Below are 23048 nucleotides of genomic sequence, written 5' to 3' on the forward strand. Positions count from 1 at the left end.
GTGTGTCGGGGGGACTTTATGCTAACGAAAAGAAAATGGGCCATCTTCAGTCTATTAATGCTATGCGGTGGCACGATTTATAAACTGCCATCGTTAAAAGATGCGTTCTATATTCCAATGCAGCAATATTTTCACTTAAGCAACGGTGAGATCGGCAATGCAATGTCGGTAAACTCGATTGTCACCACCATCGGATTTTTTCTCTCGATCTATTTTTCCGACCGCCTGCCGCGCAAATACACCATGTCCTTTTCGCTGATCGCCACCGGCCTGCTCGGCCTGTACCTGAGCACCATGCCGGGCTACTGGGGGATCCTGTTCGTCTGGGCGCTGTTCGGCGTGACCTGCGATATGCTCAACTGGCCGGTGCTGCTCAAATCCGTCAGCCTGCTGGGCGATAATACCCAGCAGGGGCGTCTGTTCGGCTTCTTTGAGACCGGGCGCGGCGTGGTCGATACCGTCATCGCCTTTTCCGCGCTGGCGATCTTCGCCGGATTCGGCAGCGGCTATCTGGGGTTTAAGGCGGGGATCCTGTTCTACGCCGGCTGCGCCATCGTGATCGGCATCTTGATCCTGTTCGTCCTCCGCGCAGACGGCGATGCGCCCTCTGCGCCCGTCGCCAAGCCCGAGCAGGCCAAACCGGGCATCGGCAGCGTACTGAAGGACAAGACGGTCTGGCTGATCGCCTTCAGCGTCTTCTGCGTCTACGCCGTCTACTGCGGGCTCACCTTCTTTATTCCGTTCCTGAGCACCGTCTACGCCCTGCCCATCGCGCTGGTCGGCGCCTATGGCATCATCAACCAGTATTGCCTGAAAATGGTCGGCGGCCCCATCGGCGGGCTGATCGCCGATAAAATTCTCCGCTCACCGAGCCGCTACCTTTTTTACACCTTTATTCTCAGCGTACTGGCGCTGCTGCTGCTGATCGTACTGCCCCATGAGAAGATGCCGGTATACCTTGGCATGATGTGTACCCTGGGGTTCGGCGCCATCGTGTTCACCCAGCGCGCCGTCTTCTTCGCCCCCATCGGCGAAGCGCGGATTGACGAGGCGCACACCGGCGCCGCCATGGCGCTGGGCAGCTTTATCGGCTACGCCCCGGCCATGTTCTGCTTTAGCCTGTACGGTCATCTGCTGGACGCCTATCCCGGGCTGCGCGGTTATCAGATCGTGTTTGCCCTGATGGCCTGCTTTGCCTGCCTGGGGATCATGGTCTCCGGTCTGCTGGTCAAGCGTATCCGTACCCAGCGCGCCGCCGCGCCGCAGCCGGCGCCGACCGACGCCTAAAAACGAAAGGCCCGCACCGCGGGCCCTCTATAAGCAAGACGCAAGCGCGGCGGAGACGCTCAGGTGCCGAAGCCGTTATAGGCGCGAATGTCGCTCGCCAGCGCATTCAGGGCCGGCTGCATATCCTGCAGCGTCAGCGGGGTCTGATCGTTGCGCAGCGGATTACCGGCGATCTTGCGCACCACCTTCAAGACCGGCTTATTGGTCGCCGCATCGATAAACTCCGCCTGCAGATAGATAGCGCTATCCAGCGTACGGTGCCCCGTCGCGGCCTGCGTCCCGGCGATCAGCAGCGTCACCGGCAACACCTCATAAAACTGCAGCCCCTTTTTCTCCGTGTCGATGGCGGTGATCGCCCCGCGGAAGATCAGCGTCTTACCGGTCGGCTTATCCACCAGCGGGTAGTGACTGGCCAACGCCGCCTTCACCCTATCGTTGGCGTATGCCAGGATCTGATCCAGCGTGCTTTGGCTGATCTGCGCCGTTGGCTTCGGACGCGGCGCATAGATCACCGGTTGATAGATCAGGCTGTTAAACTGCTTCATATCCACCCCGGGCGCCCGCCAGTACAGCACCGGCTGGCCCGACGCCGTCGTTCCCCGGGTGACGTTTTCATAGGGGGTAAAATAATTGCCGTATTTGTCCTTCTCCGGCACCTTGGAGGCGCAGCCGGCCAGCAGCAGCAGCGCCGGCAGCACGACGCAGCCAATGACCTTACTCTTCAATCGTTTCATATTTTACCGATCCTTAAATAACATCTGAGTTGCCCGTTCGATGCCGCAATACGCGCGGAGGAGCAGCGCGGTAATAAGACGCAGCGGTGCCGCCAGCCTGCCGCAATAACAGGCTGTGCCATCCCTTATTTATCCTCTTCTCCATCAGACGCTTTATTTTCCAGCGGGGCGCTGGAGCCCATCCGAGAGACCCGCGGGCGTCAACGTAATCTAGACGCATGTCCGGGCCGCCCCCCACCGTTATTCCACCGCCGACGCCGCGGGATAATAACAGCGTAGCACACGCCTGACGCCGCGCTGGCCCGTTTATAGATGCGCGCGACGCCGCGGATAACCCGTTTGTCCAACAGCCTGATGACGTTAAAAAAACCCCGCCAGGGGGCGGGGAAACGTCGTGCAGCGGTTATCTTTCGCCGCCATCATAATCTGCGCGCCAGGCGTCATCATCTGGTATTTTTGCTAAAGATAGATATCATTTTTGATATACCTCCTACTGGATCACCCGATGAAAGATTATAAGTTTGATGAGCTGCGTATCGCCCTGGCGATCGCCGGTCAGGGCAGCGTCACCCGGGCGGCGCAGCTGCTGCAGATGCCACAGCCCAACGTGTCGCGCACCCTGGGCAGCCTAGAACGCCGTCTGGGGCTGGCGCTCTTTGTCCGCCACCGGCAGGGGCTGATCCCCAGCGAATTCGGCCAGAGTTTCCTGGCTCAGGCCGAGCTCATGCTGGAGCAGCATCGCGCCCTGCAGAGCTTCTCCGACAGCTACAAGCGCAGCCTGCAGGGCGGCGTGACGCTGGGTGCGCCCATCGCTATCCACGCGCTGCTGGCCCGCCATCTGCTCCCCGCGCTGCAGCGCGACATGCCCGGCCTGATCCTCGATCTGCGCACCCGGAACCCCAGCGCCACGGAGCGCCAGTACGGCGCCATCTTCGACAGCGACTGCGATCTGCTGATCAGCCCCTTTCAGCCGCAGAACGAAAGCCTGATCGCCCGCCCGCTGGTCAACTTTCGCATGGGGATCTTCGCCGCGCCGGCGTATCTGGATCGTCGCCCGCTGACGCTGGCCCAGGCCGCCGATCTGGACGGACACGACTGCATCACCCTCAGCATGCTCGGCGGGCAGCGCAACCGCTGGCAGTTTCCCGACGCCCAGGGCCACCTCCAGCAGTGCGAGGTCAGCGGCGTCTGCATCTGCGACAATCTGCTGCCGGCCATCGAGCTGGCTCGTCAGGGGATCGGGCTGCTCTACGCCCCCTTCTACGCAGTGGCCGCCGATCTGCAGGCGGGCACCCTGCGCACCTGTCTCGCCCACGCCGACGGCCTGTCGATGAACAGCTACCTGATTTACCGCCAGCGCAGCACCCTGCCACACCGAGTACAGGCGGTGATGGAGGCCATCGCCAGCCAGCTGCCGCGCATCCTGCCCTGACGCGCGGCAGCCGCCGCCCCGCACCCGCAGACTATTCGCCGATACGACCACGCGGGCGGTTTTTTCTGCGTGGACAGCGCTATTTCCGCACAATTTTATCCTCACCGTCAAAATCGACTTGAGGCGTTGGCTAAAAACGCGTAGATATTAATATCAAAAAAGAAAGCTTCGGCGTTTAACATAAATCCGATGAATCATTCAGCCTTTTTTTAAATAAAATCTAAATTGGCATCGCCAACGTATTTTGATTATCCTGCACCAGTCGCATAGACAGACACGTTGACCATAAATAAATTATGGATGGAATGTTAATTTTATACGGATATTAAATTTAATTAAGGTGAGACATATGCTGCATAAGAAAAGTATCTTGGCATTAGCATTAATCACGGCGCCGCTGTTCGTGCAGGCCGCCGTAACGCAGGGTCAGTTAACGTTTACCTGGCAAGCCACGGTGCCTGCGACAGATGTACTCAGTGGCGCCTGGAAATTTACCGATCCAACCGGCGGTGATTATACGCCGAGCGTTATCGCTCTGCAGGCGAGCATTAACGATGATAAATCATTGGATCTGGTGACACAGACACCGGCAACCTTTGAGATCCGCAGCGTAAACGCGAATAATCTGAACTCCGTTTCGGCCTATCTGGCCAGCGTCCCGAGCGGCACCGGTATCACTAAGCCGTTGACGCTGAAAACCACGCTGGCGGCGCCTGGAGAAGACGAGGTGATCGTGGTTCTCAATGACCAGGCGCTGAACTCTGGCAGCAACAACGCCATCACGATCCAAAACAATGTGAATAATACCGCTACCAGCATGTCGCTGGCGCTGTATGCTAAGGTTGCGACGAATAATTATACCCCGGGCGGCAGTATCAGCTTCACGACGCCGGTTATTTTCTCGGTTAATGTCGCTGATTCCATTTCCTCTTAATCGTCCGCAGCCACTCTTGCTGTAGTTTTGTAGTAACGCGTTATTGAACAAATCAATTACGTTATCAAGCAAGCATTGATATTGCATATAGCGCTGACGATAAATTCTTATATTAACGGCAAGCATGATTAGCCGCTCGCCGTTATTTAAAACGCGCCGAATTATTTATTACGGTATATTATCGATGATGAAATATGCTCTGCTTTTGTGGCTATTGATTATCTATAGCCAGCCTGGCTTCGCCTTCAGCGTAGATTCGCTATTCAAGGTAGATGGAGAGAATAGCCGTTTCTTCGTGTTGAAAAATCCAGAGCGTGATCCGATTTATCTCGCTATCACCCTAAGCGAACTCCAGCGCAAGGCGGGGGGAGGATATCACGAGACGCCCTTCCTCGCCGCGGAGTTCCTGAACTGGCCGCTGTATATCGATCCGCCCGATGTGGTGGTCGATGCGGAAGGCGAGGTGCGCGTCTCGGTGATACGGGCCAATCGCGTGCCGGAATACGATCGGATCATCGGCGTCTCGTTTATTCCCGATGCGCTGCGCCAGCAGCAGGAGCAGCCAGACAGCAATGTCGCTATCTCTATCGGCTATAAATCGTGGTACATCATCCCCGGCAGCCTGCCTATCAAGGGTGAGCCGACGGCCTGGGTGGGCGACGGAAAGATCCACTTCAACAACCAGAGCTCGCGGGTCCTGCGTTTCGAGATGGATCTCTGCCAGGGCGTCAGCGAAGAAAAGGCCAAGGCGCTGTGCTACGGCGAATCCATATTGCTCCCCGGTAATCACAAGATCATCGATGTCCCTTTAGGCGCCAACGTCCGTCAGGGTCGGGTCACCTTTTCCGCACTCAGCGGCAGCTACAACAAAGCGATTGCGCTGCAACCTGCGCACTAATAGACGATGGAACACGCTGGTTTAGTTTAGCCAGTGTCTTTGTATAAATGCTTATGGATATGAACGCCCGCCTCAACAAACTAAAATTAAAGCGGAGATATTTACCGCTCTTATTTCTGCCGCTGGCGGCCTGGGCTGATAATCCCCCAGCAACGCAGACGCTGGCCAACAATAGCCCTCCCCCGATGACGATTGCCGCGACGAATACGGCGACGCTGGCCATGGCGCGCGGCATGGCGCTAGCATCGGGAGAACTGCTGGCGCATTCGCGCTACGGCAAGATATTAACCCCCAGCGCCATGGCGCTGACGCTGGTGATCCCCCAGTTGGCCGAAGCGCAGATGGAGGGCGCACTGGCGCTCGACAGCGTGCAAATCGGCGATGAGCGTGCGGTGATCCGTTTCCTGCGGCAGGCCGGACTGGCGCCGGAGTATGCCCGTCAGGCCGCGACACAGCTGGCGCAGGGGGTGAATCATGACGCCCGCTGTAAGGGGAGCCGCAGCCAGTGCGTGGTGAACAGCGACGGCATGGCGGTGGTCATCGACTACTATGCGCGCCAGGTGCGCCTGTTCTTCGCCCCGGCATGGTTTATCCGCGATGAGCGTCAGGTGGAATATCTGCAGAGCGGCAGCGGCCGCATGGCGCTGATCAACCACGCCAGCCTCTCCGCCAACCGCTACAGCAGCGGCAGCAGCATCTACGCCCGCGATTACGGCCTGCTCGGCCTGCCCGGCGGCTACCTGAAATATGACGCCTCCGCCAACGAAACGCGGGTCGATGTCAGCGACTTCAACTATGTTTTTCAGCGCGGTTGGCTCAAGGCGCAGCTGGGCGCCATCGGCAATGGCTACGACTTTAACCCCTCGACGCAGCGCAGCCTGTTCCGTAACAGCCAGATGAGCGGCGCCATGGTGGGGAACTCCGCGGAGCTACGGGTACGCGACCGCAGCGATCGCAGCTACGGCTACTACGCCCCCCTGCCGGGGGTCCTTGAGGTGTGGCGTGACGATAAGCTGCTGCTGCGGCGCAGCGTGACGGCAGGCCGGGGGGAGCTCTCCTACCAGACGTTACCGAGCGGGATCTATCAGGCGCAGGTACAGATAAAGGGGTTGAATGATGAGATCTTCTCCAGCCAGTCGCTGCTGATCGTCAACGATGGCCCCGCGCTAGAGGGAATGAGCAGCCATATCACCGCCGCTCATCTGGACAGGCACGGCTACTATGGCAATAGCTGGATGAGCGAGCTGGGCGTCACCGTGCCCGTCGGCCCGCGTCTGAGTCTCTCCGCCCTGGGGAACTACGTGAGCGGAGATAACGGCGAGTGGCTGGGCACCCTGGGCGCGGACTGGCGCAGCGGCGACATCACCCTGTCGATGCTGCAGACCCTGGGTAACAACGGCTACCTGAAGAGCGATGCCATCGCCACCCTCTACCCGCTGTCGCTGCAGTTTACCCAGGAGCGCTACCGCCAGCGCAACAGTCGCGCGATCGACGCCCCCGCGCTGACGTTAACGCCGGAGGATGTCCTGGCGCCGGCAACGCTGCCGGACTACCGCCGCGATAATCCCGGCGAGACCCTGACCCGCCGCAGTCTGCTGGCAAACTACAGTGTGTCCCTGACGACGAATCACTCCCTGCAGCTGGGCTATCAATGGTTTGATGAGCGCGCGCAGCGTAGCAACAACTACAATGTAACCCTGTTTAGTCGCCTGTGGTGGGAGATCAACCTGACCGCGGGCGTAAATTATACCCGCCGCGATCTCTGGAGTGCCAATCTCGGCCTCTCGATTCCGTTCGGTAGCCTGCAGGCGAGCAGCTACTACCTACAGCAGAATCACGGACGCTGGCGTAGCCAGAACACGCTCAATTACACCCAGAACCTTGGCGAGGCCTGGTCGGTCAACGCCCAGGCGGGCCAGCAGTTTGCCAATAACGGCCCGCAGAGCAGCCTCTCGTTCGGCGGGACCTATCAGGGCCTCATCGATGCCCGTAGCCAGATCTATCTGGCCAGCGACCAGCACGGCGTCACGGGCAGCCTGGATCTGCAGTCCCATCAGGTGGTTTCCGCGCAGGGGATCTCGTTCCACAGCGCTAGCGAGCTGGGCCAGAACGCCATTCTGCGTCTGCCCCCGCAGCCCACAGGCGAGGTTCAGCTGGCGTTAAAAGATCAGGCCAGCGGCCATACTCGCTATTACGCCCAGGGAGAGGGGCGGATCGTCGCCCTGCCGGCCTACAGCCGCTACCAGCTGGAGGGGCGCCTGATCGGCAGCGACAGGGTCTTCGATAACCACCAGTCCCACTACCGACGTCAGGTGGATCTGCTGCCGGGGCGGATGATCGACGCCGGGCGCCCGGTGTTCTCGGTGCGCAATCAGGCGGTGCTGGTCCGGCGTGACGGCAAGGCCATCGATCAATTGCGCTGCGAGGGCGCCGGCTGCATCAACGTGCGGCGGGTACAGGAGGGGCTGTTTATTCTGCAGCTACAGCAAAATGGGGCGATCCATCTGCTTTCCGACGGTGAGCGCTGTGCCACGCTGCCCTCGGCAACGGCACTCCCCGCCGATCAACTACCCATCGTGGAGTGTCAGCGTGAAAAAGTATAACCCCCCCCTCGGGCTGGTATTCCTTCTGCTGGCGGGGGCGGCCTCGGCCGCGACAATCACCAATAATAGCCAACGAATAGAGGAGACGCTGCTGCTGACCGCCGATATCGATCTGGGCCAGAGTGTCGTCGCGCCGCTGGAGGTGATCAGCAATACCCCGCCCTTTCAGCATATCCTCTGGGACAGCGCGACCCGACGCTTCAGTGAGATGAGGATCTCGCTGCGCGCGCTGAGCGGGAGTCACGGCCAGCCGCTGCTGCTGGATATCCTCAGCGACAGCTACCTCTGCGCCAGCATCTCCCCCCAGGCCAGCGCACAGATCACCTTCTCCGCGATCAATGCGGGATACACCTACGCTGTCGAGACCGGCGGGCGCACGGTCGCCACGCTGCGCTCAGGCGGCGCGACGCGGCATACCTTTGAGACCGGGCAATGGCAGTATTCAGGCGCGCTTTCCGGCGCCGAGCGCGGCAAATATCTGCTGGATTTTTTACTCAGGGTGACGCTGCCCGATATCGCGGAGAAGCTACCTGACCATCCGGCACCGGTAATCTGCGACGGGCAGGTGATACTGATGGTCAGTACGCCGCTCGCGGCCTCATCGTAACCCCGGCAATGACGGCTCACCGCCGGGCCCCCCGCGCTAAGACGTGCGGCTAAGGGCGGCGGGCCCGGGGCCTGTCTAACCGTTCAACCTCGTGGGTAGGAAAATGTTATCGAAGAAAATAAAGCGCCTCTCTGTTACCGCTCGCACGCGTTGGCTCTGCTTTCTGCTGAGCGTATCCATTGTCTCACCGCTGTGGGCGGTACGGATCGGCGTCAATACGTATAATGACATTGCAAGGATTGCCTATGGTGACAATATAGATACGATTGATGGCGGTATCATCCGTGCTAATGACGGCTATAGCAGCATCACCGGCTTTCAGTTAAATGACGTTGGTGATAGCGCCGGACGTCACTTCCGCGATAACAGCTTATTCAGCGTTACGCTGACCGGTTATCAACATGGGCAGACCATCCAACTGCCCGTTAAACTGGGGCAGACGACCTTCAATACTCGGTCGAATAGGGCAACACATTTTCATGATAATAATACGGTCGTCAATAATGGCTGCGTTAGCATAGAGCCGTCGACCATTTATCTTCCCATCGGAGAGCAAACGGTCGATATCGTGCCGGGTAACAATATCAGCCAAAACTGCAGCGGAAATAGCGTCGAATTCCGTTACACTGATATTAAGCCCGCGCAGGGTATCCGCCGTGAGGTGCTGTTCGATCTCCCCTCTATGATGCGCACCGAGGCGTATCAGCGACTGCCGCCCGATCTCTACTTTTTCCAGGGCAGCGTATCGGGCCTGGAGCACTGGAAAGCCCGCGTCGGCGGCTCACGCGATTTTCCCCTGCCCCTTACTATCAACATTCGTAAGCAGGCCTACTTCACCGGGCTCTCCCTGCCCGCAACCACCCTGCCGCTGAGGGTCACCTATGCCGATCAGCGGGTACGGGGCAGCGCCTCAATGCCGATAACCCTGCAAGGGGCCTTCGACCCGGCCTTTGGCCAGGTCAGACTCAGCGCGCGCTCCAGCGGCAGCTTCTCGCTGCGCAGTGGCAGCAGCGAAGTACCCTATCGGGCCGAGGCGGTGGTCAATCAGCGGCGCTACGCGCTCAATGACGGCAGCAGCGCCAGCGCACCGGTCGTATTGGGGAACCTTAACGATGTGCGCCAGATCCCCCTGCAGCTGGAGGTGACGTTCGATAGCCCCCGCAGCCAGATTAGCGTCAGCGGAAGCTATCGCGATAACCTGACGCTGATCGCCGAGGTGCCACTGGTATAGACTGACACAATACCGCTGGCGCATCCAATAATGCGATCCGATGCCCGGCGATGATCGCCGGGCGCTATTCCACGGCGGCATATCTCGTCGCCGCGCGGTCGCGGCGGGACCGCGCCGGGTGCGTCCAGGCGCAGGGGCATCCCTCTTTATTGGTGGGCATGGCATCGCGGGGAAATACCACACGAACGTAATATGATCATCCCTTATTTATATGATTTATTCTTATTAAATAAAACACTAATCTATATCGATCTATTTTTATAAATAAAAATAAAAACATCTTGTTGATATCCATCGCCATTATTCCTTTCACTCCCCCAGCCCGTATAACCGCCGCGTCATAAACGGCGCCATCATTGATCTGACGCAGTTTTTAGCCGCCATTTTGGCGTAGTTTTATCCACAATCTCATTTTTATTGTTTGCTGCCCCGCCCTATCCCACCGCGGTGGGCCGCCGGGCCGCCATTTTTTTATCGATGAACCCATACTGCCTCGCCCTACGGGTGGCGGTAGGTTTTACGGTTGTCTCTTTTCCCTGTACAACAACTGATAAAGAAGCAATATGATGAGCAAAAATCAACGTGATATGACGCAGCCACCGGATCTGGGCGCCGCCTCAGGCACCGGCCCTATCCGCAGCCAACGCCCCGTCTATCGGGATTCCCTGCCCCCCTGTAATCATGCCTGCCCCGCCGGCGAAAACATTCAGGCCTGGCTGGCGCTGGTGCAAGCGCAGCGCTATGAAGAGGCCTGGCAAAGCCTGATCGCCAACAACCCGATGCCGGCGATCCACGGCCGCGTCTGCTACCATCCCTGCGAACAGGCCTGCAATCGCCTGCAGGCCGATCAGCCGGTCAGCATTCACGCCGTCGAGCGCTTCCTGGGTGACATGGCGCTGGAGCAGCGCTGGAAACCCCGCATCGACGCCGTCGACAGCGGTAAAAAGGTGCTGGTGATCGGCGCCGGCCCCTCCGGTCTCTCCTGCGCCTGGCACCTGCGCCGCCTGGGCCACCGGGTTGAGATCCGCGAGGCGGGACCGATGCCCGGCGGGATGATGCGCTTCGGTATTCCCGCCTACCGCATGCCGCGCGACATCCTCGACCGGGAAATCGACACCCTCCTCTCCACCGGCATCACCCTCACCCTGAACCATAAAGTCGACGACGTGCAGCAAGAGATGCACGACGGCGGCTTCGACGCCGTCTTTATGGCTATCGGCGCCCATCTGGCGAAAAAAACCGATATTCCGGCGCGCGAGGCGGGGAAAATCCTGGACGCCGTCGGCTATCTGGCCGCCGTCGAACGCGGTGAGGCGCCGAAGCTGGGGCGGCGGGTCGCCATTTACGGCGGGGGGAACACCGCCATGGACGCCGCGCGCACCGCGCGACGCCTCGGCGCCGACGAGGCGATGATCATCTACCGCCGCGACATGGCGCATATGCCGGCCCACGCCTTTGAGGCCGAAGAGGCCATGGAGGAGGGGATCAAGATCAACTGGCTGCGCACCATCCGCAACATTGACAGCACCACCGTGACCGTAGAGCAGATGACCATCGACGATCAGGGGCGCCCGCAGCCGACCGGCCGCTTTGAGACGCTGCAGGCCGACAGCCTGATCCTGGCGCTGGGCCAGGACGTCGATACCCGAGTGCTGACGCGTATTCCGGGGATCACCGTACGCCCGGACGGCATCGTCGAGGTAGATGAACATATGATGACCGGCGTGCCCGGGCTGTTCGCCGGCGGCGACATGGTGCCCTCCGAGCGCACCGTCACCATCGCCACCGGCCACGGTAAAAAAGCGGCGCGTCACATCGACGGCTGGCTGCGTGACCACCCCTATCACAAAGCGCCCAGCGGGCCGACGCTGGCGTACCCGCGCCTGCACCTGTGGTTCAACACCGACGCCGACGCCACTCGTCAGCCGGAGGTGTCACCGGCGCAGCGCTGCGGATTTGACGAAATCATCGGTGGGCTAAGCAGCGAACAGGCGACCTATGAGGCCGCCCGCTGCTACTCCTGCGGCAACTGCTTCGAGTGCGACGGCTGCTACGGCGCCTGTCCGGAGGGGGCGGTGATCAAGCTGGGCAAAGGGCTGCATTACCGCTTCGATTACGATAAATGCACCGGTTGCCAGGCCTGCTACCTGCAGTGCCCATGTCATGCCATTGAAATGATTGCCGAGGAGAACGCCCGATGAGCCAGCCGGATAATGATGTCATGATCGACGGTAATGAGGCCGCCGCCTGGGTCGCCTATAAACTGAGCGAGGTCTGCGCGATTTACCCCATCACCCCCAGCTCTACCATGGCGGAGCTGGCGGACGAGTGGGCCAGCCGCCATATCACCAACCTGTGGGGCAACGTTCCCGCCATTATGGAGATGCAGCATGAGGGGGGCGCCGCCGGGACGGTGCACGGTGCCCTGCAGGCGGGCGCCCTGAGCACCACCTTCACCTCGTCGCAGGGGCTGATGCTGATGCTGCCCAATATGTATAAGATCGCCGGCGAGCTGACCAGCGCGGTGTTCCACGTCGCCTCCCGCTCCCTGGCTACCCAGGGGCTGTCGATCTTTGGCGACCACCAAGACGTGATGGCGGCCCGCAGTACCGGCTTTGCCATGCTGAGCAGCGCCTCGGTTCAGCAGGCGCAGGATCTGGCGCTGATCGCCCACGCGGCGACCCTGGAGTCACGCATCCCCTTTGTCCACTTCTTCGACGGTTTCCGGACCTCGCACGAGGTCAACAAAATCCATACGCTGAGCGAAGACGATCTGCGCGAGATGATCGATGACGAACTGGTGTTGGCCCACCGCGCACGCGCGCTGAATCCGGACCGCCCGGTGATGCGCGGCACCGCGCAGAATCCGGATACCTATTTCCAGGGGCGCGAGAGCGTCAACGCCTACTACCAGCGCGTACCGGGCATCGTCGAGCGGCATATGGCCCGCTTTGCCGAGCTGACCGGGCGCCGCTATCGCCTGGTGGAGTACGACGGTCCGGCCGACGCCCGCCACGTGGTGGTGGTAATGGGCTCCGCCGCCGCCACCCTGCGTCAGACCGCCGCCCTGCTCAACCGGGACGGCGGCAGCAATGGCGTGCTGACGCTGCACCTCTACCGCCCCTTCCCCAGCGAGGCCTTTCTGAATGCGTTGCCCGCCGCCTGCCAGGTGGTCACGGTGCTCGATCGCACCAAAGAGCCGGGCGCGCAGGGGGAGCCGCTGTATCAGGATGTGCTGGCGACCCTGGTCTATGGGGTGCAGCACGGCCTGCGCGCCGCGCTGCCGCGCCTGAGCGGCGGGCGCTACGGTCTCTCCTCCAAAGAGTTTACCCCGGCGATGGCGCGCGCCGTATTCGAACAGCAGCAGGCCGCCAGCGCGCGTCCGTTCTTTACCATCGGCATCCACGACGACGTCAGCGGGCTGAGCCTCCCCTGGGACGCCGACTGGAAGCCCGAACCTGACGATCAGATCCGCGCCCTGTTCTTCGGCCTCGGCGCCGACGGCACCGTCGGCGCCAACAAGAACAGCATTAAGATTATCGGCGGGCTGCCCGACTTCTACGCCCAGGGCTATTTCGTCTATGACTCGCGCAAGTCGGGATCGCGCACCACCTCGCACCTGCGCTTTGGGCCACGCCCCATCGACTCCCCCTACCTGATCGGCAGCGCCAACTTTATCGGCTGCCACCAGTTCAACTTTGTCCACACGCTGGATATGCTGGAGCACGCGCGCCCCGGCGCCACTTTCCTGCTCAACAGCCCCTACCCGGCCGAGGCGGTCTGGTCCCATCTGCCGGCGGCGATGCAGCGGCAGATCCGCGCAAAAGCCCTGGCGTTTTATGTCATCGACGCCGCCGCGGTCGCGCAGGAGGTCGGCATGGGCAGCCGCATCAATACCATCATGCAGACCTGCTTTTTTGCCCTCTCCGGCGTGATGGACAAGGAGAAGGCGATCGCGCTCATCAAGAGCAGCATCCGCAAGACCTACGGGAAGAAGGGAGAGGATGTGGTGCAGAAGAACTTTCTGGCCGTCGATAAAACCCTGGAGCATCTGCATGCGGTGACGCCGCCGGCGACGGACACCCTCTCGGAGGAGCAGGGCTGGCACCTGCCGACAACGGCGCCGCGCTTCGTACGCGAGGTCACCGCGCCGATGCTGCTCGACCGCGGCGAACGGATTCCGGTCTCGCTGCTGCCGGCCGACGGCACCTATCCCACCGGCACCACCCGCTTTGAAAAACGCAATATCGCCCTGGAGATCCCCGCCTGGCGCCCGGATCTGTGCATCCAGTGCGGCAACTGCGCCTTTGTCTGCCCCCATGCCGCCATCCGCGCCAAGTTTTACCATCAGGATCTGCTCGACGGCGCGCCGCAGGATTTCCGCTCTGCGCCGATCAGCGCGCGCGGTTTCCCGGAGACCCGCTATACCCTGCAGGTCTACCCGGAGGATTGCACCGGCTGTGGGCTGTGCGTTGAGGCCTGTCCGGTGCGTCATACGGAGGCGGGTCAACCCACCCCGCAGCGCGCCATCAGCATGCAGGACAAGCTGCCGCTGCTCGAGGCCGAAAAGCGGGCGCTGGCGTGGTTTGAGCACCTGCCGTGGCCGAATCGGGCGCGGGTCGACTTCTCCAACGTGCGCGGCGTACAGTTCCTTGAGCCGCTGTTTGAGTTCTCCGGCGCCTGCAGCGGCTGCGGCGAGACGCCGTACCTGAAGACCCTCACCCAGCTGTTCGGCGACCGGATGATGGTGGCTAACGCCACCGGCTGCTCCTCTATCTACGGCGGCAACCTGCCGACCACCCCCTGGAGCCACAACGCCGAAGGGCGGGGCCCGGCCTGGTCCAACTCGCTGTTTGAGGACAACGCCGAATTCGGCCTGGGCTTCCGCCTGGCCGCCGATAAACACCTGGCGATGGCGCAGAGCCAGCTACAGGCGCTGGCGCCCCAGATCGGCGCCGATCTGGTCGCCGAGATCCTGCAGGCTCCGCAGCAGCAGGAAAGTCAGATCTGCGCCCAGCGCGCCCGTCTGCAGCAGGTGCGCGATCGCCTGAGCCGCCTGCGCGGCGCGCAGATCGATAGCCTGCTGAGCCTGCTGGATCACCTGGTGCGTCGGTCGGTGTGGATCATCGGCGGCGACGGCTGGGCCTACGATATCGGCTCCTCCGGGCTGGACCACGTGCTGGCCTCCGGGCGCGATGTGAACGTACTGGTCATGGATACCGAGGTCTACTCCAACACCGGCGGGCAGATGTCCAAGTCGACCCCGCTGGGCGCCGTGGCCAAGTTTGCCGCCGGTGGCAAGACGATGGCGAAGAAGGATATCGCCCTGCAGGCCATCGCCTACGGCGATGTCTACGTGGCCCGCATCGCCTTTGGCGCCAACCCGCAGCAAACGCTGGAGGTACTGCGCGAGGCCGAGGCCTATCCAGGGCCGTCGCTGATCATCGCCTACAGCCACTGTATCGCCCACGGCATCGATATGCGCCAGGGGCTGATGCAGCAGAAGCGGGCGGTCTACGCCGGCCACTGGCCGCTGATCCGCTATAACCCGGTGCTGCGGGAGCGGCATGTCAATCCGTTCCTCCTCGACAGCCTGCGTCCATCGCTGCCGCTGCTGGAGTACCGTCAGCATGAAACCCGCTACCAGGCGCTGATGCGCGCCCACCCGCAGGAGGCGCAGCGCATGATGGCGATTGCCCAGCAGGTGGTCGATCTGAAGTGGGCGGAGTACGAGGCGATGGCGCGCCGCGACGAGCGCGCCTTCCCGGATACGCACTGATCCCGCGTGCCTATCCCTCTACAGCACACCGCCCGGTTCAACCGGGCGGTGTGCTATTCTCGCTATGAGTTCACGCGGCGGTTCCACGGCATCTTCATCAGGAGACGCGCCATACCGCAAAAGCCGCTGATCCCGGCAAACAGCAGACCGGCGCCGACCACGCCGGAGATCAGGAAGAACCCCGGCGCCACGCCGTAGCCCAAGATAACCCCCAGCAGCACCAGCGCACCGGCGGCAATCTGTACCTGACGCATCAGCGGCAGGGGCTGACGCCGATCCTCCACCGTCGGCAGACCGGCCTGCTTCCAGGCCGCCAGCCCCCCCTGCATCACATAGGCCTGGCCCGGCGCCACCCGCGAGGCCAGCAGCGCCGCGTTGCTATCCGAGCGCATCCCGGACTGACACATAAAAATGACCGCCCCCGACGGCGGCGGCGTCAGCGGCATCCCCTGCTGCCAGGCGGAAAGCGGCGCCAGCGTCGCCTCGGCAACGTGTTCACGCGCATACTCCTGCGCATCGCGGATATCGATCAGCCGGGCGCCCTGCGCCAGTATCTCGCTGGCCTGACGCGGTGTAAGGGTATTCACCTGCATAGCTGCCTCCCGTTACGGGCAATAGTGGGTTTTGAGCGTGGCGATGATCTGGGCGATCGCCGGGTTATGGATCCTGTACCGTACGTGGGTGCCCTCCCGCTCACTGGCGATCAGCCCTTCGGCGCGCATCTTGGCCAGATGTTGGGAGGTCGCCGAAGGCGTTAGACCGACGGCGCGGGCCAGCTCGCCGGCCCCGGCGCGCGGCTGCCCCAGCAGAATGCACAGGATCAGCAGACGCTGGGGATGGCCCATGGCCTTCAGCAGCGCCGACGCCCGATCGGCGCTGGCCTGCAGCTGCTGTAGCGAAGGACGTTCTTCCATCGGCCTCACCTCTATTTTAGCAAATTCTTAATTAAGCAAATACTAAAATAAAGACGGCGCAGGCGCAAGCGCCGAGGTATCGCCGCGGCGGCAAGCAAACGGGACAGCGTAGAGAACGTCCCCGCGGCGGGCCTTGGCGCCGCGCGGGGAGACGGTGGGATCAGCGTCCCGCGGAGCGGACCACCGACTCGCCCAGCTGCCATACGGCCATGGCGTAGTGGGTGCTGTGGTTATAGCGGGTGATCGTGTAGAAGTTGGACAGGCCGTACCAGTACTGGTAACCGCTGCCGACGTCAAGGCGCAGCAGGCTGACCTGACGCTCGTCCGCCAGCGCGCGCTGGGGCGATAGCCCGGCCTGCGCCAGCTCGCTCACCGAGTAGCGGGTCTTGAAGCCGTTATCCAGCCCCGGCGCCTGGCCGTTGGCCTGCACCGCGACCGTGGCGCCAGGCGTCCAGCCGTGCCCTTTAAAATAGCTGGCCACGCTGCCGATGGCGTCCACCGGATCCCACAGGTTCACGTGGCCGTCGCCGTTAAAGTCGACCGCATAGGCCTGAAACGCCGAGGGCATAAACTGACCGTAGCCCATGGCACCGGCGAACGAGCCGCGCAGCGTCAGCGGATCCTTCCCCTCCTCACGCGCCATCAGCAGATAGGTTTGCAGCTCGCCGCGGAAGTAGTCGGCGCGGCGCGGGTAGGCGAAGGCCAGCGTGGCCAGCGCATCGATGATGCGCGTCTTGCCCATCACCCGTCCCCAGCGGGTCTCCACCCCGATGATACCGACGATGATCTCCGGCGGCACCCCGTAGATCTGCTGCGCCCGCAGCAGCTCGGCATAGTACTGGTTATAAAACTGCACGCCGTTCTGAATGTTGTCCGGCGTAATAAACTTGTCGCGATAGCGCAGCCAGGCGCCGTTTGGCCCGGCGGCCGGCCGGCCGGTCGGCGCCTGCCGATCCATCAGGCGCAGCACATAGTCCAGACGCTGGGTCTGCGACAGCACCGTCTCCAGCTGGCGGCGCTCGAATCCATGCTCACGCACCATCGTGTCGATAAACTGGGCGGCGGCGGGGCTATAGACAAAATCGCCGGTCGGCTGATACTGCGCGTGCTCGGGCGCCAGCGTAAAGCCCCCCGACTGGCTACGGCTCAGCGCCTGCTCCGCCGTCTCCGGCGCCGCGGTTTTCGGTTTATGGCTGCTACAGGCGCTCAGCATCGCTACCAGGGGGAGCAGCACGATTAATTGACGCATTGGACTTCCATTTAACGAGGTCAAAAATAGGGTATCGCTATGGTAGAACATTGCCCGCGGCGAAAACATCCCCGAAAGCGGTTCCTGGACGCATCGGCGGCGATCGCCGAGCGCCGCCGATGCGTTTGCGCAAACTCTGTCCATCCGCGCCGCGCGGACGCAACCTTTTTCACATCGGCCTGCGGACAGGAGATGATTTTTTATAAACCGTTAACAATGGCACATTGTTGATCGCCCTAACGCAGAGTAAAATGGCCGGCGCCGAGGCGGAAATACCGCGCCCGGCGCACCGTAGGGCGGCTCAAGCCGCTTTCCGGCTGTGAAAATCGTTACACGTCTATGCCCCCTGCACGTTGCGCAAACGCCGCGGCGTTTCCCGTTCGGGTGGGGGTCAGCGTCGGCGTAACCCACGTTTTCATACCGCCCGCGATAATCTCAACGCCGTTAACCGTCGCGCCTGTCCCCTGGGGTCAGCCGCACACCGATCTTCGGGTTATAAAAAATGAATCAAGTACAAGACGAAACCTATTGGAAATTCTATAACACCGCCAATGGCCAGTGGCGCTGGTGCCAAGTGGAGTCGACCGGATATATTATTTGCTGCTCTGGCACCACCTTTCGCCAGCGCGCCGACTGTATCCGCGATGCCCAGGCGCACGGCTATGAAAGCCCTCTGGCGCTGAGCCACGCCTGAGTTTACCGTTTCGGAGGCCGATGTCCCTCGGCCTTCGCACCTTATTCCTTCCCCTATTCTGCTCCCTTTCACCCCCGCGCTTTTCTGCGCCTTTTAGCGTATTTATTACTATCACATATCTATTAATCAGATAATTCACACCGCCAATACGTTCGCGCTCGATAGCCGTATCCGACCGACGATAAACGCGCCATTACCCTGTATTTGCTGCGCCTTCTCTGCTGGTTTATCACGCAATAACGCGTCTCGTTGCATCCTATACAAGCGCAATCAGTGATCCTTTCTGCAAGATCGATAAAACATTACCAAATGTAACATCGCGCACGGAGCGCTCCATTATTATTCATAGGCATTGTTGTTTATATGCAAACCCATTTGTCTGTGCATGAAAAATAAAAGCAAAAGGAATGTTATGGATAATCTTGGTAAGTCCCTCCTCTGGATCGCGCTGGCGCTCCTCGGCGCCTTCTCGCTCGGCTACATCGCCCTGAACCGCGGCGAGCAGATCAATGCGCTGTGGATCGTCGTCGCGGCGGTGTGCGTCTATCTGATCGCTTATCGCTACTATGGGCTCTATATCGCCAACCGCGTGCTGGGGGTCGATGCCACGCGCATGACGCCGGCGGTGCGCCACAACGATGGCCTGGACTATGTCCCGACCGATAAGAAGGTGCTGTTTGGCCACCACTTTGCCGCGATCGCCGGCGCCGGTCCGCTGGTCGGCCCGGTGCTCGCCGCCCAGATGGGCTATCTGCCGGGCATGCTATGGCTGCTGGCGGGGGTCGTACTGGCCGGTGCGGTGCAGGATTTTATGGTGCTGTTTGTCTCCACCCGCCGCGACGGTCGCTCGCTGGGGGATCTGGTGAAAACCGAGATGGGCAACACCGCCGGGGTGATCGCCCTGGTGGCCACCTTTATCATCATGGTGATCATCCTGGCGGTGCTGGCGATGATCGTCGTGAAGGCCCTGACCCACAGCCCGTGGGGGACCTATACCGTCGCCTTTACTATTCCGCTGGCGATCTTCATGGGTATTTATACTCGCTACCTGCGGCCGGGACGCATCGGCGAGGTGTCGATCATTGGCCTGGTCTGCCTGATCTTTGCCATCATCTCCGGCGGATGGGTCGCCGAAAGTCCGGTCTGGGGCCCCTATTTTGACTTTAGCGGGGTTCAACTGACCTGGATGCTGGTCGGCTACGGCTTTGTCGCCTCGGTGCTGCCGGTATGGCTACTGCTGGCGCCGCGCGACTACCTCTCCACCTTTCTGAAGATCGGCACCATCGTCGGGCTGGCCATCGGTATCCTGATCATGCGCCCGACCCTGCAGATGCCGGCGCTGACCCGCTTTATCGACGGCAGCGGGCCGGTCTGGGCCGGGGATCTGTTCCCCTTCCTGTTTATCACCATCGCCTGCGGGGCGGTCTCCGGCTTTCACGCCCTGATCGCCTCGGGAACCACCCCCAAAATGCTGGCCAATGAAAATCAGGCCTGCTTTATCGGCTACGGCGGCATGCTGATGGAGTCCTTTGTCGCCATCATGGCGCTGGTCGCCGCCTGCGTCATCGATCCGGGGGTCTACTTTGCCATGAACAGCCCGCTGGCGATCCTGGCGCCGGCCGGCAGCGCCGACGTGGTGGCCTCCGCCGCCCAGGTGGTCAGCAGCTGGGGCTTCCACATCACGCCGGATGCCCTGAACGCCATCGCCAGCGAGGTGGGCGAACAGAGCATTATCTCCCGCGCCGGCGGCGCGCCGACGCTGGCGGTCGGCATGGCCTATATTCTGCACGGCGCCCTCGGTGGGCTGATGGATGTCTCCTTCTGGTATCACTTCGCCATCCTGTTTGAAGCGCTGTTTATCCTGACCGCCGTCGACGCCGGCACCCGGGCGGCGCGCTTTATGCTGCAGGATCTGCTGGGCGTGATCTCGCCGTCGCTGAAAAAGACCAACTCGCTACCGGCCAACCTGCTGGCGACCGCGCTGTGCGTGCTGGCCTGGGGCTACTTTCTCCACCAGGGGGTGGTCGACCCCCTCGGCGGGATCAATACCCTGTGGCCGCTGTTCGGCATTGCCAATCAGATGCTGGCGGGCATGGCACTGATGCTGTGTGCCGTGGTGCTGTTCCGCATGAAGCGCCAGGCCTACGCCTGGGTCGCCCTGCTGCCGACCGCCTGGCTGCTGATCTGCACCATGAGCGCCGGCTGGGAGAAAACCTTCAGCGCCGATCCGCGGGTCGGCTTCCTCGCCATCGCCAACAAGTTCCAGGCGATGATCGACAGCGGCGCCATTCCGGCGCAGTACACCCAGTCGCAGCTGGCGCAGCTGGTCTTTAACAACCGCCTGGACGCCGGGCTCACCCTGTTCTTTATGGTGGTGGTCGTGGTGCTGGGGCTGTTCTCCCTGAAAACGGCGCTGTCCGCGCTGCGTAACCCGCAGCCCAGCGCGCATGAGGTGCCCTACCAGGCGATGACGCCGCCGTCGCACGGGGATCATCGGTTGCCTGAGCATCAGCGTCAGGCGTGAAGGTGGCCACGCCGCGTCGGTACAGCGCGCCGACGCGGCGCAACGAAGGAGGCGCTATGTTCGATACCCTGGCCAAGGCCGGTAAATACCTCGGGCAGGCAGCCAAGCTAATGGTCGGCGTGCCCGATTACGATAACTATGTCCAGCATATGCGGCTGACGCACCCCGAGCAGACGCCGATGAGCTATGAGGACTTTTTCCGTGAGCGCCAGGATGCCCGCTACGGCGGCAAAGGCAGCACCCGCTGCTGCTGAGCGACGGCGCGCGGCGTTATGTATCCGCGGGGCGCCTGCGCGCCCCGCCAACCCGGGAGAGACCATGCAGAGCCCCGTTTCCGTTACCCTGTTGACCGGCTTCCTCGGCGCCGGCAAAACCACCCTGCTCAACCACTATCTGCGCAGCGGCCCCGATCGGCGCCTGGCCATCGTGGAGAATGAGTTTGGCGCCGTCAACCTCGACGGCGCCCTGCTGGAGGCCGACGCGTCGGTGTCGGTCACCGAGCTCAGCAACGGCTGCCTCTGCTGCAGCGTGCGCGGCGAGTTCAGCGCAGCGCTGAGCGATCTGCTGGCCCAGCGCCGCGCCGGGCAGCGCCAGTTCGACCATATCATCATCGAAAGCACCGGCCTGGCCGATCCCGCGCCGATCGTGCAGACCTTCTTTGTCGAGCCCGCGCTGCGCGATGCCCTGCGTCTGGACGCGGTGATCGCGCTGGCCGACTGTCAGCACCTGCCCCGCCAGCTGGACGAGCATCCCGTCGCCGCCGCCCAGTTGGGCTTTGCCGATCGCATCCTGCTGACCAAGGCCGATAGGGTCGACGAGGCACAGCGCGAGGCGGTCATCGCCCGGATTCGGCGCATCAACTCGCGGGCCGAGCTGTATCAGGTCGAGCGCGGTATCTGTCCCGCGGCCCTGTGGCTGAATCTGCACGCCTTTACCCTCAGCGACGATCTCAGCGTCTCCCGCGGGCTGCATATCGTCACGGCGCACGCCGCGGCGGCGCCGCGCTTTCAGCCGTTCCGCGCCGCGGCGGCCCCTTCCACCGCGGTCGATGACGCCATTCAGGCGCATCTGCTGGAGGGGGGAGAGCTGGATCTTCAGCGTATCGGCGCCTTTATGGCGCAGTGCGTCGAACGCCACGGCAACGATATGCTGCGCTATAAGGGGGTATTGGCCATCGCCGATCAGCCTTGCCGCCTGGTGGTACAGGGCATCCATCGGGTGGTCGGCTTTGACTATGGCTCCCCCTGGCCGCCCGATGCGCCGCGTCGCTCCCAGCTGGTGATCATTGGCCGTCATCTGCCGATAGCGACGCTGCGGGCCGAGTTTAACGCCGCCCAGGGCGGTGAAGGCGCAGCGTGACGCTCCCCGCGGACGCAGAGGCTCAGGACGATGCTCGGTATTCAGGCACAAGCGCGGAGGAGGAGAAACGGCGCAGAGATATAAATATATTGAATTAAATAATGCCGCCTATGTCATTAGGCTCGCTGGCATAGGCGGCATGGGAAACGTCCGAAGACTGTGCGGGAGGTTAAATCAACCTTTACCTGTTTAATAAACCGTTACTCCTTAATGGCACGCTCCACCATCCACGCCAGCGCATATGCGATCATCAGCAGAGGAATATTAATAAATACGTGATACCAGCTATTCATTTCACCCCAGGCCATTGAACGCACCAGGCTCATTCCGAAGAAAAAAACCACTGTAAACAATAAAGTATAATCACCATGCCCACGATAGACCGGCATGAGAGCCCAACGCATCGAACCACGAAAACCAGAATAAATTGCCGTCAACATAATATTTCTCCTTGGATTAAACAGAACCTATACCTTTTGGTTCTAAGACGACTCATTAATCTCACGATAAAATGTGGCGTTCAAGTCAAAACCCAGAAATTAACGCTGACAATAGAATTTGTCGTAATCGGCTTATAGTTATAAGTTTTGCTAATTATGGAATTTTATGCAGATCGCCTGTGCGAATATTCTACAACGTCGCCGATGTAATCCGCTTCTCAGCCTCCCCCGCCGCATAGATGTGGTAAAAACGTGCGTAAATAAGCATATCCATAGGTGTACGCCAGCGCGTACGCCGACGACCAAAGAAATGCCGACGACGCTGGCGGGTTGCAACGCATTTCACAAATCTATATGTTCGCT

At 61.4% G+C, this 23048-nt stretch carries 18 protein-coding genes; 13 read left to right on the forward strand and 5 right to left on the reverse strand.

The window, feature by feature from the left end; all coding sequences use genetic code 11:
- Positions 1 to 18: 18 nt before the first annotated feature.
- Positions 19 to 1287, forward strand: coding sequence for an MFS transporter (locus BRD58_RS13050; protein ID WP_012849319.1), 1269 nt, complete (start codon positions 19 to 21; stop codon positions 1285 to 1287).
- A 59-nt stretch (positions 1288 to 1346) separates the two neighbouring features.
- Here the strand turns inward: BRD58_RS13050 and BRD58_RS13055 are convergent, their stop codons facing one another.
- Positions 1347 to 2021, reverse strand: a complete 675-nt coding sequence (locus BRD58_RS13055; protein ID WP_015462036.1) for a DUF3313 domain-containing protein — start codon at positions 2019 to 2021, stop codon at positions 1347 to 1349.
- A 505-nt stretch (positions 2022 to 2526) separates the two neighbouring features.
- Between BRD58_RS13055 and BRD58_RS13060 the strand changes: the two genes are divergently transcribed.
- The 8 genes from BRD58_RS13060 (at position 2527) to nifJ (ending at position 15505) form a co-directional block, all read left to right on the forward strand.
- Positions 2527 to 3453 (forward strand): LysR family transcriptional regulator, encoded by a 927-nt coding sequence (locus tag BRD58_RS13060; protein WP_073383347.1) that lies wholly within the window; start codon positions 2527 to 2529, stop codon positions 3451 to 3453.
- Between the two features lie 349 nt (positions 3454 to 3802).
- Positions 3803 to 4387, forward strand: coding sequence for a hypothetical protein (locus tag BRD58_RS13065; RefSeq protein ID WP_012849323.1), 585 nt, complete (start codon positions 3803 to 3805; stop codon positions 4385 to 4387).
- A gap of 184 nt (positions 4388 to 4571) precedes the next feature.
- Positions 4572 to 5285, forward strand: a complete 714-nt coding sequence (locus BRD58_RS13070; RefSeq protein ID WP_069579662.1) for a hypothetical protein — start codon at positions 4572 to 4574, stop codon at positions 5283 to 5285.
- Positions 5286 to 5470: 185 nt separating this feature from the next.
- Positions 5471 to 7888 carry a TcfC E-set like domain-containing protein gene (locus tag BRD58_RS13075; protein ID WP_236721603.1) on the forward strand — a complete coding sequence of 806 codons (2418 nt, stop codon included), beginning with the start codon at positions 5471 to 5473 and terminating at the stop codon, positions 7886 to 7888.
- Complete coding sequence (locus BRD58_RS13080) at positions 7875 to 8495, forward strand: hypothetical protein (RefSeq protein ID WP_073383353.1); 621 nt, start codon at positions 7875 to 7877, stop codon at positions 8493 to 8495. Before BRD58_RS13075 ends, BRD58_RS13080 begins: the two co-directional genes overlap by 14 nt.
- Positions 8496 to 8598: 103 nt before the next feature.
- The gene (locus BRD58_RS13085; protein ID WP_069579058.1) at positions 8599 to 9726 is read left to right on the forward strand and encodes a fimbrial protein; all 1128 of its coding nucleotides are present in this window, start codon (positions 8599 to 8601) and stop codon (positions 9724 to 9726) included.
- 566 nt (positions 9727 to 10292) lie between these two features.
- Positions 10293 to 11927: an NAD(P)-binding protein gene (locus tag BRD58_RS13090; protein ID WP_015462041.1), complete on the forward strand. Its 1635-nt coding sequence runs from the start codon at positions 10293 to 10295 to the stop codon at positions 11925 to 11927.
- Positions 11924 to 15505: a pyruvate:ferredoxin (flavodoxin) oxidoreductase gene (gene nifJ, locus BRD58_RS13095; protein WP_069579060.1), complete on the forward strand. Its 3582-nt coding sequence runs from the start codon at positions 11924 to 11926 to the stop codon at positions 15503 to 15505. Before BRD58_RS13090 ends, nifJ begins: the two co-directional genes overlap by 4 nt.
- A 62-nt stretch (positions 15506 to 15567) precedes the next feature.
- Here nifJ and BRD58_RS13100 read toward each other — a convergent pair whose 3' ends face one another.
- The 3 genes from BRD58_RS13100 to mltB form a co-directional block, all read right to left on the reverse strand.
- Positions 15568 to 16098, reverse strand: coding sequence for a rhodanese family protein (locus tag BRD58_RS13100; protein WP_069579061.1), 531 nt, complete (start codon positions 16096 to 16098; stop codon positions 15568 to 15570).
- A gap of 12 nt (positions 16099 to 16110) precedes the next feature.
- Positions 16111 to 16419 carry an ArsR/SmtB family transcription factor gene (locus tag BRD58_RS13105; RefSeq protein WP_015462044.1) on the reverse strand — a complete coding sequence of 103 codons (309 nt, stop codon included), beginning with the start codon at positions 16417 to 16419 and terminating at the stop codon, positions 16111 to 16113.
- Between the two features lie 160 nt (positions 16420 to 16579).
- Positions 16580 to 17668: a lytic murein transglycosylase B gene (gene mltB, locus BRD58_RS13110; RefSeq protein ID WP_069579064.1), complete on the reverse strand. Its 1089-nt coding sequence runs from the start codon at positions 17666 to 17668 to the stop codon at positions 16580 to 16582.
- A gap of 502 nt (positions 17669 to 18170) precedes the next feature.
- Between mltB and BRD58_RS13115 the strand changes: the two genes are divergently transcribed.
- The 4 genes from BRD58_RS13115 (at position 18171) to BRD58_RS13130 (ending at position 22245) form a co-directional block, all read left to right on the forward strand.
- Entirely contained in the window at positions 18171 to 18362 is a 192-nt protein-coding gene (locus tag BRD58_RS13115; protein ID WP_012849335.1) for a hypothetical protein, read from the forward strand.
- Between the two features lie 412 nt (positions 18363 to 18774).
- Positions 18775 to 20886: a pyruvate/proton symporter CstA gene (gene cstA / locus BRD58_RS13120; RefSeq protein ID WP_069579065.1), complete on the forward strand. Its 2112-nt coding sequence runs from the start codon at positions 18775 to 18777 to the stop codon at positions 20884 to 20886.
- Between the two features lie 56 nt (positions 20887 to 20942).
- Positions 20943 to 21140 carry a YbdD/YjiX family protein gene (locus tag BRD58_RS13125; protein WP_015462047.1) on the forward strand — a complete coding sequence of 66 codons (198 nt, stop codon included), beginning with the start codon at positions 20943 to 20945 and terminating at the stop codon, positions 21138 to 21140.
- Between the two features lie 64 nt (positions 21141 to 21204).
- Positions 21205 to 22245, forward strand: a complete 1041-nt coding sequence (locus BRD58_RS13130; RefSeq protein ID WP_069579067.1) for a CobW family GTP-binding protein — start codon at positions 21205 to 21207, stop codon at positions 22243 to 22245.
- Positions 22246 to 22445: 200 nt separating this feature from the next.
- Here the strand turns inward: BRD58_RS13130 and BRD58_RS13135 are convergent, their stop codons facing one another.
- The gene (locus BRD58_RS13135) at positions 22446 to 22685 is read right to left on the reverse strand and encodes a hypothetical protein (protein ID WP_012849340.1); all 240 of its coding nucleotides are present in this window, start codon (positions 22683 to 22685) and stop codon (positions 22446 to 22448) included.
- Positions 22686 to 23048: the final 363 nt, after the last annotated feature.

The sequence above is a fragment of the Edwardsiella piscicida genome (assembly GCF_001896205.1).
Lineage (GTDB): Bacteria > Pseudomonadota > Gammaproteobacteria > Enterobacterales > Enterobacteriaceae > Edwardsiella > Edwardsiella piscicida.